Here is a 13,533-nt window from a genome sequence, read left to right on the forward strand (position 1 = left end):
ATTCCGAAGAGTACAAACGGGGGAGCACCGAAGGATTGACAAATGTCTTCGCCAACTGGCACCGGTGACGGTGCGACGGTCCCCGACGGCGGGACCATCGTCTACGATCTTGCGGACCAATGTACGTCCGATGATCTCGAAGAAGGCGCACTGTACCACGCAACTGTCAACGGCACCGTCGAATACGGCGTGTTCGTCGATCTCTCCGATGCTGTCTCCGGGCTCGTCCACGACTCTAATCTCCTGGGCCAGTACGACGTGGGCGACGACCTCATCGTCGAACTCGGCGAAATCCGCCCCGACGGCGACCTGAGCTTCGAGGAAGTACAGGTCGCCGACTACGAGGAACAGCGCGTTGTCCACGGCAACGCGACCACCGTAACCGACCTCGCCGCCGCTACCGGTGAGACGGTTATCATCGAGGGTCAGGTCGTCCAGATCAAACAGACCGGCGGCCCTACCGTGTTCCAAGTCCGTGACGAGACCGGTATCGTCCCGTGTGCTGCCTTCGAGGAGGCCGGCGTCCGGGCGCACCCCGACGTCGAGATCGACGACATCGTCCGCGTCTCCGGACGTGCCGAGGAGCGCGACGACGGTCTGCAGGTCGAGGCCGAATCGCTGACCGTCCTCGACGGCGAAGAAGCCGCCGCCGTCGAAAGCGACCTCGACGCCGCACTGGCCGAGGCCGCTGAACCGGCCGACGTCGAGCCGCTGGTCGAGTGGCCCGCCTTCGAGAAACTGTGGGACGACCTCCGCGAGGTCGCGACAGAACTCCGAAAGACGGTGCTTTCGGGCCGGCCGATCCGGATGCGTCACCACGCCGACGGCGACGGGCTCTGTGCGAGCGTCCCACTGCAGGTCGCGCTGGAGTCGTTCATCGCCTCCCAGTACGAGGACGCCAGCGCGCCCCAGCACCTCCTCAAGCGCCTGCCGAGCAAGGCCCCCTACTACGAGATGGAGGACGTAACCCGGGATCTCAACTTCGCACTGGAGGACCGGACCCGCCACGGACAGAAGCTTCCGATGCTGCTGATGCTCGACAACGGCTCGACCGAGGAGGACACGCCGGCCTACCGAAACCTCCGGCACTACGACATCCCGGTCGTCGTCGTCGACCACCACCACCCGGACCCCGAAGCTGTCGAGCCGCTTATCGAGCAGCACGTCAACCCCTACCTCCACGACGAGGACTACCGCATCACCACGGGGATGCTGTGTGTCGAACTCGCCCGGATGATCGACCCCGAGATCACTGCGGACCTTCAGCACGTTCCCGCAGTCGCGGGCCTGTCTGACCGCTCCGAGGCTGAGGCGATGCGGGACTACATCGATCTCGCAAGCGAGAAGGGCTACGACGAGAACGATCTGCGCGACATCGGCGAAGCGCTCGACTACGCGACCCACTGGCTGCGCTACAACTCCGGCGAACAGCTCATCACCGACGTGCTGAACGTCGACTGTGACGACCGGGACCGCCACGGGGAGGTCGTCGACTTCCTCGCCGAGCGGGCCGAGCGCGATGTCGAGGACCAACTCGACGCCGCCATGAGCCACGTCGAGCACGAGCGCCTCGACAACGGCGCCCACCTCTACACGATCGACGTGGAGAACCACGCCCACCGCTTTACCTACCCAGCGCCGGGGAAGACAACCGGCGAAATCCACGATCGGAAGGTCGCCGAGACGGGCGACCCAGTCATCACCATCGGCTATGGCCCGGACTTCGCTGTCCTGCGCTCCGACGGCGTCCGCCTGGACATCCCGCGGATGGTCACTGAACTGTCCGAGGAGGTCGACGGCGGCGGTGTCTCCGGCGGCGGCCACCTCGTCGTCGGCTCCATCAAGTTTGTCAAGGGCCGCCGCGAGTCGGTTATCGACGCCCTCGTCGAGAAGATGGCAGAGGCCGAGATCGACGAGGAGCTCGGAAGTTCGACGGCGTTGCCTGAAGAAGTGTAAGCTCGCCACGCAATCCGTTTTCTACGCTTCGAACGAAACCCGACGAGCGGCGAGCCCGGCGACTACCAGAAGACCGAGTAGGGCCACGAGTGCTCCGACCGGCATGTCGAAGCCGCCCGCCTCCCAGTCAGCGTCGAAGACAGCTCCAAAATAGTCGGCCGCATCGCTGCCGTGCAACACCAGTACGACCTCGCGATTCGACGTTGCTGCCGCCTCGTTCCAGTTGAGGCTGCCGACGACGACCCGCTTGTCATCGACGACGGCACCCTTCGCGTGGATTTTTTCGTAGCGACCGTCGGGGTCTGCCACTTTCGCTGTCAGCGGCGCGTCGTTGCGGTCGGCCCACTCTCGAAACCGCTGTGCTGTCTGTTTGTTCTCTTCGCGGACGTACCACGCGTCACTCAACAGTAAGCGGACCTCGACGCCGCGCGACGCGGCCCGCCGGAGCGCCCGGAGAAGCGGGCTGTCCCAGTCCCCGACCGTCGGCTGGATGACGTCGATAGAGTCGTCCGCGTCGTCTATCGTCGCGACGAGTTCCCCCTGGGCGTTGTCTGGGGTGACCAGAAGATCTGTCCGCTGGACGGACACCGATTCGGCCCGGAACTCGCTCGGGTACGAACCCGTCGCTGGCTCGCCCTGCTCGAACTGTCGGCCCTGACGGTACTCTCTCCACCGCTCGCTGTCCTGCCACCCGGCGTCGGACTGGAACGTCTGGTTCAGCCCGTCGACAACCCGCGGCTGTGCCGTAACGACACCCCAGCCCCGACTGCTGTTGCCACCGGTTCCCGCGGGCTTCCAGTTCTCCGTCAGCACGACGGCCCGCCCGTCGGCGACAGCGTACTTCGCGTGGTGATAGCGGTATCTGGCTCGCGAACCGGTCAACACCCGAACCGCGACGCCGGCGTCTGTGAGCCGATCGAGGGTGCTGGCCTCAGTGGCGGTACGACTGCCGACCGGTTCGCCCTCAAGCAGGACGCGGACCGTCGCGCCGCGGCGCTGAGCGGCGATGAGGGCGTCGGCAACTCTGGCTGAGGAGAGCGTGTAGCCCGCCAAGTACACCCGTTCGGTAGCGTTGCGAATCGGTTGAACCGGGGCGGCGGGCGAGTCCGGAAGCGTGAACGCTTGCACCTCACCACCGGCGGCCCTAACGACTGGGCGGTCGCTCGCTCCCAGCGGTCGCCAACGGACGACTGACCCGTTAACGACGCCGAGTTCCCCCTCAGTGGAGTCCGTGTATCGGACGGCATCGACAGTCCGGTTGCCTCGCTGCAGCCGGATTCGTTCGCCGCCGTTTGCCAGTGCGAGATAACCATCGAAACCGACGACCGGCCAGTCAGTAAGTTCCCGTGTCCGGTTCGGTGCCGTCGAGAGAACGACGCGCCCGCGTGCGCTGGTGTTCGGAATCCCCGCGATTCCATCGCCGTCGGTGACAGCATACTGTCCGATGTCAATCCCGTCGGGGACGCTGAGGACAACGAACTCTCCTTCGTCGCCGCCAGCGACAGGATCCGGATACACCGCGTGAATCGACGGTTCCCCAGGACCGCTGGCTGCTGTTGTGGTCGGGGTCGCTTGGCCGGTGACAACATGTGGCCCTATCGCGACAAGGACGAGCACGCAACAGACGAGTGGAGCGAGCGACCGCATCGGGGCGTCTGGCCCCCCGTTCGTATAAAAAGGTTTCCTGACTCAGGCGCTTGAGGCCTTTTCGGCTTCGGCCTGGACGATGTACGCACGGTCGTCCGCGTAGCGGGCGGCTTCCTCGAGCGCCGTTTCGGTCCCGATCTGTCGGAGCGCCCACGCGGCGGAGGCTCGCACGGAGTCGCTGTCGTCGGACTCGAGGATGTCGCCGAGCGGCTCGATAGCGCGAGTGTCACCGAGCAGGCCGAGGGCGCGGGCCGCGACTGAGCGGACCTCCTCGCTGTCGGCGTCGAGCCGATTGGCGACCGGCTGGACCGACTCCGCACTGCCGATAGCGCCCAGGGCGCGCAGCGTGACTTTCTGGAGCGCGGGGTCGCCGTCACCGTCGATGTAGTCGTGCAGCGTCTCGGTCGCGCGCTCGTCGCCGATCTTCCCCAGTACCTCGATCGGTCCCTTGTCGCGTTTCTGTGCGCGCTGGTGCATCGCGTCGAAGGCCGGCTCGGCGTCGCTCCCGAGGTTGTACAGGAGGTCGACGATGTAGCCGTCGAAGAACTCCGATCCTAGTTTTTCGTAGGCGAACAGAACCTGCTCGAAGTCCCCCTCCTCGGCGTGGAGCTTCGCGGCGTTCCACTCCGGCGGGAAGTCCTTCCGGTTCTCGTTGGTCAGGATATCGTAGAACCCGCGGGCGTCGAGTTGCTCCTGTACCGTGAGATCGTCCCAGACTTCGGCGCCCTCAAGCCCCGTTTCCAGTGTCTCGGCCGCCTCGAGGAGGCCTTCGATAGTCTCCGCGTCCTCGTCGGGATCGAGGTTTGCCGCTTCGATGGCGTCGGCGACTGTACTCAGTGCATCCCCGGCAGCGACGAAATCGCCGCCAGTGTCGGCGTCGTGGTCGACGAACTCGGCGCTTTCGTCGAGGAACGTCTCGATGGCTTCCTGCGCCTCGCCTTCTCCATCGTCGGTCCACTCGCTGTCAGTGACGGTGTCGGCGGCGTCGGAAACGATGGCGACGACATCCTCAGCGTAGGGGCCGCGCTGTTCCTCGAGATCGTCGCGAAGGTCCGAAAGCTGGGACTCTAGCTCCTCGCGGGGGTCCTCGGCCTCGTCATCGTCCTCATCGGGTTCGGGCAGGTCGGCGGCTTCGAGGTCGCTCTCGATGTCGTCGAGGGACGACTCAACGTCGTCGAGGTCGGCCTCCGTCTCCGCAGCCTCTAACGCGTCGCCGGCCTCTGTGAGACGCGATTCCAGTTCTTCGGCGGTCACGTCGATCTCATCTGTTGCCTCGGCGTCGTCCGACGCGTCAGCATCGTCGTCCCCGTTGCTCATGTCGAAGACTGTGTCGGAGCGGGCCAAGAGCGTTTTCCTTTCGAGGCGGCTGCGCCCCGTCGGCGCTGGGCCAACGAGCAAAGAATATGTATCGGGAGTTGCAGTGCCATGGGTAGCGAGCATGACTGACGCGACACCGCCCGATGACGGCCAGAGTGCAACCACACCGGAGGAACCGGAAACCGCCGGCTTCGTCGAGTACGGCATCGACGACAAGCCGCCGCGAAAGCAAGCGATACTGCTCGGCGTCCAGCACTACCTGACGATGATCGGCGCGTCCGTCGCGATCCCGCTCGGACTGGCGGGCGCGATGGGGATGTTCGAGGCCGCGCCGGATCAGGTCGGTCGTCTCATCGGGACGTTCTTCGTCGTCTCGGGCATCGCGACGCTCGCCCAGACGACGCTCGGGAACAGATATCCGATCGTTCAGGGCGGGACGTTCTCAATGCTCGCGCCCGGGCTGGCCATCATCGGCGTGCTGGCCCAGCAGGGTGCGAACTGGCAGACTATGCTCGTCGAACTACAGGGGGCCGTCATCGTCGCCGGTATCGTCGAAGTGGTGATCGGCTACAGCGGCCTCATGGGGAAGCTGAAACGATACGTCGGTCCGGTCGTCATCGCGCCGGTCATCGCGCTCATCGGACTGTCGCTGTTTAACGTCCCACAGATAGCGAACCCGAACTTCGGCGACCCCGGGACCGGACAGAACTGGTGGCTCCTCGGGCTGACGATGCTCTCGATTATCGCGTGTTCGCAGTACCTCGATCGACGCCACCGCGCGTTCAAGCTCTTTCCCGTACTCTTGGGAATTCTGTTTGCATGGACTGTCGCAGCTATCCTCTCGGTCACCGGCGTCTTCGCCGCGGGGTCGGTCAGCTACGTCTCGCTCGGCTCGGTCACGAGCGCACCGCTGGTCCAGCCCATATATCCGTTCCAGTGGGGGCTCCCGCAGTTCACGCCGGGCTTCATCGTCGGGATGTTCGCCGGGATGCTCGCCTCCGTCGTTGAGAGCTTCGGTGACTACCACTCCGTCGCCCGCATCGCCGGTCGCGGCGCACCGAACAGCAGTCGGATCAACGACGGCATCGGGATGGAGGGGGTTGGCAACGTGTTCGCCGGCATCATGGGCACCGGCAACGGCTGCACCTCCTACACCGAAAATATCGGTGCCATCGCTATCACCGGCGTCGCGTCCCGCTACGTGGTGCAAATCGGTGCCGCGGTGATGATTCTGGTCGGATACTTCGGGCCAGCGGGCCAGCTGTTCGCGACCATCCCGTCGCCGATCATCGGCGGCCTCTACATCGTCATGTTCGGCCAGATCGCCGCTGTCGGGCTCTCACAGCTCAAGTACGTCGACCTTGATGCCAACCGAAACGTCTTCATCGTCGGCTTCGCGATGTTTGCCGGGCTCGCAGTGCCCGAGTACATGAGCCAGGTCGGACAGGGGATGGATGTCGGCGGGGCGACAGCCCTCCAGCAGGGCCTCGCGGCTGTGCCGGTGCTGGGGAGCGTCCTCGGGACCGATGTCGTCGCGACCACGCTGTTCGTCATGGGCGGGACCGGGATGGTCGTCGGCGGCATTGTCGCCTTTGTCCTCGACAACACTGTGCCTGGGACCCGCGAGGAGCGCGGGCTCGCGGCCTGGGCCGCGCTCACCGAAGACGACAGTGAGTACGTCTCGTCGATGGACCGTATCCGCGGCCGCGGCGGCGACCGCCCGCCCGCGGTGAGCGACGACTGACCGTGGACAGCGATAGCGACGGTGCGACCGGGGACACCGTCCCGTCCATCGACACCGAACGGTACACCGGCACGCTCCGAACCGGCGGGACTGTCGTCCTCGGCGCTGACCGACTGGTGGTCGACCGCGGTGACGGTCCGGTGGTAATCGACCTCGACGACGTGGTCGAGGTGAGCCTACAGGACATCGACTGGTTTCTTGCGGTGATGAGCGCCGCGCTGGTCGGGTTCGGCCTGCTGTCATTCGACCGGTCCGTCCTCCTCGGCGGGGTCTTCGCTGCCGCCGGTATCGTCAGTCTCGCGCTCACGTATCGCAAGCGGTACGCGCTCCGGATACAGGTAACCGGCCGTACCGATCCACTCAGGTGCTTTCCCGCAGAGCCACAGGCACTCCTTACTGAACTGGAAGCGGCGCTGGCCGACTGACTGGAAACCGCCTACACTTACGCCGGTCCCGGTTCCAGTCGGTCGTATGCCTGCAGACAGCGTCCAGTCGCTCATCGACCAGTTACACGAAGAAGCTGAGATGGACCGACCGAACGACCTGACGCCCGATGTCGGCATCATCATGGGCTCCGACTCGGACCTGCCGACGATGGCCGGCGGGCAAGGCAAACGGCCCGGGGCCTATGCGGCGCTCGCCGACGAACTCGGGTTCGAGGAACAGACGGATTACACTGACGCGCCCGAAAATCGCTTCACGTTCGAGACGTTCGTCTGCTCGGCCCATCGGACGCCGGACCTGATGTACGCGTACGCAGAGACGGCCGCCGACCGCGGTATCGACGTGATAATCGCCGGCGCGGGCGGCAAGTCCGCGGACCTGCCGAACATGACCGCAAGCATTGCCTACCCGCTACCGGTCATCGGGGTTCCGGTGCAGGAGAAATCAGTCGACTCGGTCATCGGGATGCCCCAGGGTGCGCCCATCACCGCGGTCGACGCCGGCAAGTCGTTCAACGCCGCGCTCTCCGCGGTACAGATTCTGGCACGGCAACACGACGAGCTTCGGGATCGACTCGTCTCGTATCACGAGGGGCTCCAAACCGAGGTCGGCGAGGCGTCGCGTGACCTCCACGAACTCGGGACGCCCGGATTCAAACGCGAGTACTGGGACGAGTGAGCAGCGAGGGGCGTCGCGATACGGGAAGTGCGGTGGGTGCAGGTCTCTTTCCATCCGAAGGCGCGTCGGCTCTTAAAGACCCACAGGGCCGAAAAACCGAACAATGAACCCTTATATGCGAGTACTTCTAACCGGCAGACGATAGGAGATACCGGAATGAGTAATCCATGGATCGCCATCGGCGCGCTCGCGGTCGTGGCGCTAGCCATCCCACTGACGATGATGGCAGTTTCGAGCCTCTTGCGGCCCAGCGTGCCGGAACAAGGCAAACGCACCACCTACGAGTCCGGTGAAGTGCCGACTGGCAGCAGTCGACAGATCAAGTTTAATATCCAGTACTACATGGTCGCGCTGCTGTTCGTCGTCTTCGACATCGAGACCGTCTTCATCTTCCCGTGGACGGTCATCTACAGCGACGCCGCCGCTGAGTTCGGGATGACCACGGCACTGCTACCGATGGTCGTATTCATCGCGATTCTCGCCATCGGACTCGGTTGGGCCTGGCGTAACGGCGCAGTTCAGTGGGTGCGCAGTCCGCGCGCCACGAAGGGGGCAGACACATATGAGTAGTGACCAGACACCACCGGCCGCGAGAGACGTATCGACACAGGAGGCCCGAATGGGTGACGGGGCCGACGACCGCTTCAACTCGACGCTACGCGAGGCGTTCGGGTCGACGCCGTTCATCCTGACCAAGTTCGACAAGTTCATGAACTGGGTCCGGGGCTCCTCGATGTTCATGCTGCAGTTCGGGATCGCCTGCTGTAGCATCGAGATGATCCACACCTACGCGATCAAACACGACCTCGACCGCTTCGGTTCAGGGGTGCCGCGCGCGTCCCCACGCCAGGCGGACGTCATCATCGTCCCGGGGACCATTGTTTCGAAGTTCGCGCCGCGGATGAAGCGCGTCTACGACCAGATGCCCGAGCCGAAGTTCGTCGTTTCGATGGGGTCGTGTACCATTTCCGGTGGGCCGTTCCAGGAAGGGTACAACGTCATCAAGGGCGCCGAAGAGGTCATTCCGGTCGACATCCACGTGCCGGGCTGTCCGCCACGCCCCGAGGCACTCATCTACGGCGTCGCCAAGCTGCAAGAGCGCATCGCCGTGGGCGAGTCCTCGCCGGTGACGGTCAAACCCTACGAACTGGAGCAGTTCGGTGACCTCGAACAGGACGAGCTCGTGGACAAACTCGCCAGCGAGATCAACGAGGATGACCTCGTCATGCGGTACAACTGGAACGACTCCCCCTAACTTGCCATGAGTTTAGAAAAACCATCACGCGATACGGCGCTCGATGTCGGCGTTACGGAGGACGGCCTCGATTACGACGCACTCGCGGACCTGCTCGGGGGCCACGTCCTCGACCGCGAGGAACACCTCAACGCCGAGGGGTTCGTCATCCGTCCCGACGAGGTTCAGGAAGTCCTCTCGACGCTGAAAGAGGAGGCTGGGTTCGACCACTGCGCCTGTGTCACGGCACAGGAGTACGACGACCGGTACGAATCCATCTACCACCTGCGGAAGTACAACGACCCGACACAGGAGTTGTCGATCGTCGTTCCATCGCCGAAAGACGACCCGCACAACGAGTCGGCCGCTCGTGTCTACGACACCGCAGACTGGCACGAGCGGGAGGCGTATGACCTCGTCGGCATCGACTACGACGACCATCCGGACCTCCGGCGCATCCTGCTGCCCGAGACCTGGCAGGGCCACCCCCTGAGTCAGGACTACAATCAGGACCAGCCACAGATCGTCTCACTGCGCGAGCACGCGAACCCGCTGGAAGACGACAAGCGTAGCGAGGACGATCCGGACACGATGTTCGTCAACATCGGCCCGCACCACCCGGCGACCCACGGCGTGCTCCACGTCGAGACGGTGCTGGACGGCGAGCAGATCGCCGATCTCGAACCCGACATCGGCTACCTGCACCGCTGCGAGGAGCAGATGTGCCAGCAGGGTACCTACCGCCACCAGATCATGCCGTACCCGGACCGATGGGACTACATTTCCGCTGGGATCCTCAACGAGTGGGCGTACGCCCGCGCGGCCGAGGACCTCGCCGACATCGAGGTCCCGGAGTACGCGCAGGTCATCCGGACGATGGCAGCGGAGATGTGCCGGATCGCCTCGCACGAACTCGCGCTGGCGACGTTCGCGCTGGACGTGTTCGGTGACTTCACCGCCGTCTTCCAGTACGGCATCCGCGACCGCGAGATCGTCCAGAACCTCCTGGAAGACCTGACCGGCCAGCGGCTGATGTTCAATTATCTCCGACTGGGCGGGGTCGCCTGGGACCTGCCCGAGCCCCGCGAGGAGTACTTCGAGAAGATCCGGGACTTCCTCGACGATCTCCCGCACAAGCTCGAAGAGATCCACGACCTCGTCACCGGTAACGAGATCTTCCAGATGCGGTGTGTCGATACCGGCGTCCTCTCCCCGGAGCAGGTCAAGCAGTACGGCGCGACCGGGCCCGTGGCACGCGGCTCGGGCGTCGACTACGACATTCGGCGGGACGACCCGTACGGCTACTACGACGAACTCGACTGGAATGTCGTCACCGAGCAGGGCGGCGACAACTTCAGTCGCGTTCTCGTCCGTCTTCGCGAGGTCGAGGAGTCCGCGCGCATCATCGAGCAGTGTGTCGACCTGCTGGAGCAGTGGCCGGAAGACGACCGCGAGATTCAGGCCAACGTCCCGCGGACACTCCGCCCGGACCCCGACAAGGAGATCTACCGCTCCGTCGAGGGCGCGAAGGGCGAACTCGGCATCTACATCCGCTCGGACGGCACGGACAAGCCGGCCCGGTTCAAGATCCGCAGCCCGTGCTTCTCGAACCTGCAGACGCTGCCGGAGATGTCCCAGGGCGAGTACATCCCTGATATGATCGCCTCGCTCGGGAGCCTCGACATCGTACTCGGGGAGGTGGACCGGTAATGCAGTCGGCGCCGTTACCCGAAACGCTCGCGAACCTGCTCGGGCTGGATCCCAACAGCACGGCCGTGATGATCGTAATGAGCCTCATCGGCGCGGGGCTCATCGGGACGCTTATGATGACGAACACGGCGCTTGCCGGTCCGTGGGCGAAGCGAAAGATTACGGCCGCGTTCACCGACCGCATCGCCGTCGACCGTATCGGTCCGTACGGGCTGTTCATTATCGTGGCCGACGCTGTCCGCCTGCTGTCGAAGGAGCTTATCGTTCCCGAAGGCGCTGACCGACCGGCGTGGGACCTCGCGCCGCTTATTATCGCCAGTACCGCACTGCTTGGCTTCGCTGTCATTCCAATGGGGAACGGCATCCAGCTCGCCGACCCCGAGGTCGGTCTGGCGTACGTGTTCGCGACGGCCTCGATGGCCTCCGTCGGTCTGGTGATGGCCGGCTACGCATCGAACAACAAGTATTCGTTCCTCGGCGGACTGCGTGCTGTCGCGCAGAACCTCGCCTACGAAATCCCGCTCATCCTGACGGGCGCGTCGGTGGTCATCTTCGCCGGCTCGCTCCAGATGAGCGAGATCGTCGCCGCACAGCAGCAGTCGCTGATCGGCCCGCTGCCGTCGTGGTACGCGTTCGTGAATCCCTTCGCGTTCGTGCTGTTCCTGATCGCGAACCTCGCGGAGGTTGGCCGGAACCCGTTCGACATCCCGGAAGCGCCGACCGAGATTGTCGCCGGCTACCAGACCGAGTACTCCTCGGTGTACTTCGTGCTCGTCTATCTCGGCGAGTTCATCCACATCTTCCTTGGCGGGGCGATCATCGCCACGATCTTCCTCGGCGGGCCGGCCGGCCCGGTCCTGCCGGGTATCGTCTGGTTCCTCATCAAGATCTGGGGCGTCTTCCTGTTCACGCAGTGGGCCCGCTCGGCGGTGCCCCGCGTCCGGATCGACCAGCTTATCGAAATCGGCTGGAAGGGAATGCTGGTGCTGTCGCTGGCGAACCTACTGCTGACCGCGGTTATCGTCGGGGTGACCGTCTGATGACGGCCACGCGAACCGACCCGCGAGCGACCGGAGGTGACCACTCATGATTGGAATCCTGAAATCAATGGCGACGACGATGAAACACGCCCTCGACGGGGAGACGTTCACGGTAGAGTACCCTGACGTCGCCCCCGAGGTGAGCCCCCGTTTCCGCGGCGTCCACAAGTGGAGCCAGGAGCGGTGTATCTGGTGTCGGCAGTGTGAGAACGTCTGCCCGAACAACACCATCCAGATTGTGATGGACGAGCAGCGCAACGGCGAGCAGTACAACCTCCACATCGGCCAGTGTATCTACTGCCGGCTGTGTGAGGAGGTCTGTCCGACCGACGCCATCCTGCTGACACAGAACTTCGAGTTCACCGCGGACACGAAAGACGAGTTCGCCTACGACAAGGAGCAACTCAAGAACGTGCCGTGGTACAAGGATATCGACCCACTAGAGTCCCGCGAACCCGATCGGGGCGCGTGGATCGGCGAGGGCGACGGCGAAGTGGATTACCAGTAACTCCTTCGACGGACTTTCGGCGGGTTTCGCTTACTACCCCCGGAGCGACTGCCCTGTTCTGATTAGCGCGGGCTTTCCAGAACGGCCGCAACCGCTCAAGCGAGCTTTCCGGTATCGATCCGAGGTGGAACGACGGTGTGTGGCGTCAAAAACGGTGCTGGAGTGGCACATTTTCGCCAGCAGGACGGAAGTGCCCCGAAATCTGGGGGCCATACCGGCAAACAGTGGCTCTACTGGCGAGACGAAAGAGGAATCTTCAAAGGGACGCCGCAAAGAGTCTCCAAGTAAGATGGCACTGGCAGAGTCAATTGCGTTCGCGCTGTTCGCTATGGTAACGGTGGGCAGCGCTGCGGGCGTCGTGTTAGTCCGGGACGTCTGGCACTCGGCGCTGTTACTGGGCGTGTCACTCGTCAGCGTCGCAGTGTTCTACGTAATGAACCAGGCGGCGTTCGTCGCAACGATGCAGATCCTGGTGTACGTCGGCGGCGTCCTCGTTCTCATCACCTTCGCGGTGATGCTGACCCGCGAGGACGAGTCGGTGATCGAGGTGACACCATGACCACAAAACCCGAACTACAGACGGAGGGGAGTTTCGTCGCTGGACTGGCCGCAATCGCCCTGTTCGTCGTTCTCGGTGCAGTGTTCATGGGCGTCTCGTTTCCCGCGCCAGCGGGCTTCGGCGAGGGAGCGGCGATAACCAAGAGCCTCGGCGCGGCGATGTTCGATATCGCCCCGGGCGCGATTATGGGCGAGAGTGAGTCGGCCGTCCCCGCTGAAGGGTTCCTCGTCGCCTTCGAAGTGATCGACATCGTGCTGGTGGCCGCCCTCGTCGGGGCCGTCATGCTCGCCCGACGCGAAGTCGCTGGCGAATCAGTAACGCTCGGTGTCGAAACCACGGACGACGACGACATGGCCGTTGCCGCTGACGGTGGTCCGGGAGGTGACGACTCGTGATTCCGGCCGAGACGTATCTCCTTCTGTCGGCGGCCATATTCTGTATCGGTCTGTTCGGCATCCTTACCCGACGGAACGCGCTCATCTTCCTGATGTCCGTCGAGCTGATGTTGAACGCTGCGAACATCAACCTCGTCGCGTTCTCGCTGCAACACGGGAACCTCACCGGTCAGGTGTTCAGCCTGTTCACGATGGCACTCGCCGCCGCAGAGGTCGCCATCGGGATCGGCATCATCCTGGTCCTGTACCGCAACTTCACAGACGTGGACGTGACGAAGGCGACGACGATGAGGTGGTAACA

14 protein-coding genes are annotated in these 13,533 nt (G+C 64.1%); 12 read left to right on the top strand and 2 right to left on the bottom strand.

Translation table 11 applies throughout. From position 1 onward, the window contains the following. Positions 1-42 precede the first annotated feature (42 nt). Entirely contained in the window at positions 43-1,956 is a 1,914-nt protein-coding gene (locus ACYJ11_RS00970; RefSeq protein ID WP_461646417.1) for a DHH family phosphoesterase, read from the top strand. Positions 1,957-1,977: 21 nt separating this feature from the next. Here the strand turns inward: ACYJ11_RS00970 and ACYJ11_RS00975 are convergent, their stop codons facing one another. Continuing rightward, positions 1,978-3,603 (bottom strand): phospholipase D-like domain-containing protein, encoded by a 1,626-nt coding sequence (locus ACYJ11_RS00975; protein WP_461646418.1) that lies wholly within the window; start codon positions 3,601-3,603, stop codon positions 1,978-1,980. A 42-nt stretch (positions 3,604-3,645) separates the two neighbouring features. After that, the gene (locus ACYJ11_RS00980) at positions 3,646-4,920 is read right to left on the bottom strand and encodes a HEAT repeat domain-containing protein (protein WP_461646419.1); all 1,275 of its coding nucleotides are present in this window, start codon (positions 4,918-4,920) and stop codon (positions 3,646-3,648) included. A 121-nt stretch (positions 4,921-5,041) separates the two neighbouring features. Between ACYJ11_RS00980 and ACYJ11_RS00985 the strand changes: the two genes are divergently transcribed. From ACYJ11_RS00985 to nuoK, 11 genes are all read left to right on the top strand, one after another. After that, on the top strand, positions 5,042-6,664 hold the full coding sequence (locus ACYJ11_RS00985) for a uracil-xanthine permease family protein (protein WP_461646420.1): 1,623 nt from the start codon (positions 5,042-5,044) through the stop codon (positions 6,662-6,664). Positions 6,665-6,666: 2 nt separating this feature from the next. Beyond that, positions 6,667-7,089, top strand: coding sequence for a hypothetical protein (locus tag ACYJ11_RS00990; RefSeq protein WP_461646421.1), 423 nt, complete (start codon positions 6,667-6,669; stop codon positions 7,087-7,089). A 46-nt stretch (positions 7,090-7,135) separates the two neighbouring features. Further along, a complete protein-coding gene (locus ACYJ11_RS00995; RefSeq protein WP_461646422.1) occupies positions 7,136-7,786 on the top strand; it encodes an AIR carboxylase family protein in 651 nt (216 codons plus the stop codon). 156 nt (positions 7,787-7,942) lie between these two features. Further along, positions 7,943-8,356: an NADH-quinone oxidoreductase subunit A gene (locus ACYJ11_RS01000; RefSeq protein WP_005538264.1), complete on the top strand. Its 414-nt coding sequence runs from the start codon at positions 7,943-7,945 to the stop codon at positions 8,354-8,356. Beyond that, on the top strand, positions 8,349-9,041 hold the full coding sequence (locus tag ACYJ11_RS01005; protein WP_461646423.1) for an NADH-quinone oxidoreductase subunit B: 693 nt from the start codon (positions 8,349-8,351) through the stop codon (positions 9,039-9,041). The genes ACYJ11_RS01000 and ACYJ11_RS01005 overlap by 8 nt, the downstream gene beginning before the upstream one ends. A 6-nt stretch (positions 9,042-9,047) precedes the next feature. Further along, positions 9,048-10,730, top strand: coding sequence for an NADH-quinone oxidoreductase subunit D (locus ACYJ11_RS01010; RefSeq protein ID WP_170095730.1), 1,683 nt, complete (start codon positions 9,048-9,050; stop codon positions 10,728-10,730). Beyond that, positions 10,730-11,770, top strand: a complete 1,041-nt coding sequence (locus ACYJ11_RS01015) for a complex I subunit 1/NuoH family protein (RefSeq protein ID WP_170095729.1) — start codon at positions 10,730-10,732, stop codon at positions 11,768-11,770. Before ACYJ11_RS01010 ends, ACYJ11_RS01015 begins: the two co-directional genes overlap by 1 nt. Positions 11,771-11,816: 46 nt before the next feature. Continuing rightward, positions 11,817-12,278, top strand: a complete 462-nt coding sequence (locus ACYJ11_RS01020; RefSeq protein ID WP_004518194.1) for a NuoI/complex I 23 kDa subunit family protein — start codon at positions 11,817-11,819, stop codon at positions 12,276-12,278. A gap of 289 nt (positions 12,279-12,567) precedes the next feature. Then, complete coding sequence (locus tag ACYJ11_RS01025; protein WP_004591678.1) at positions 12,568-12,837, top strand: NADH-quinone oxidoreductase subunit J; 270 nt, start codon at positions 12,568-12,570, stop codon at positions 12,835-12,837. After that, complete coding sequence (locus tag ACYJ11_RS01030) at positions 12,834-13,232, top strand: proton-conducting membrane transporter (RefSeq protein WP_461646424.1); 399 nt, start codon at positions 12,834-12,836, stop codon at positions 13,230-13,232. The genes ACYJ11_RS01025 and ACYJ11_RS01030 overlap by 4 nt, the downstream gene beginning before the upstream one ends. Then, a complete protein-coding gene (gene nuoK / locus ACYJ11_RS01035; RefSeq protein ID WP_004518191.1) occupies positions 13,229-13,531 on the top strand; it encodes an NADH-quinone oxidoreductase subunit NuoK in 303 nt (100 codons plus the stop codon). Before ACYJ11_RS01030 ends, nuoK begins: the two co-directional genes overlap by 4 nt. Positions 13,532-13,533: the final 2 nt, after the last annotated feature.

The sequence above is a fragment of the Haloarcula sp. H-GB5 genome (assembly GCF_054850705.1).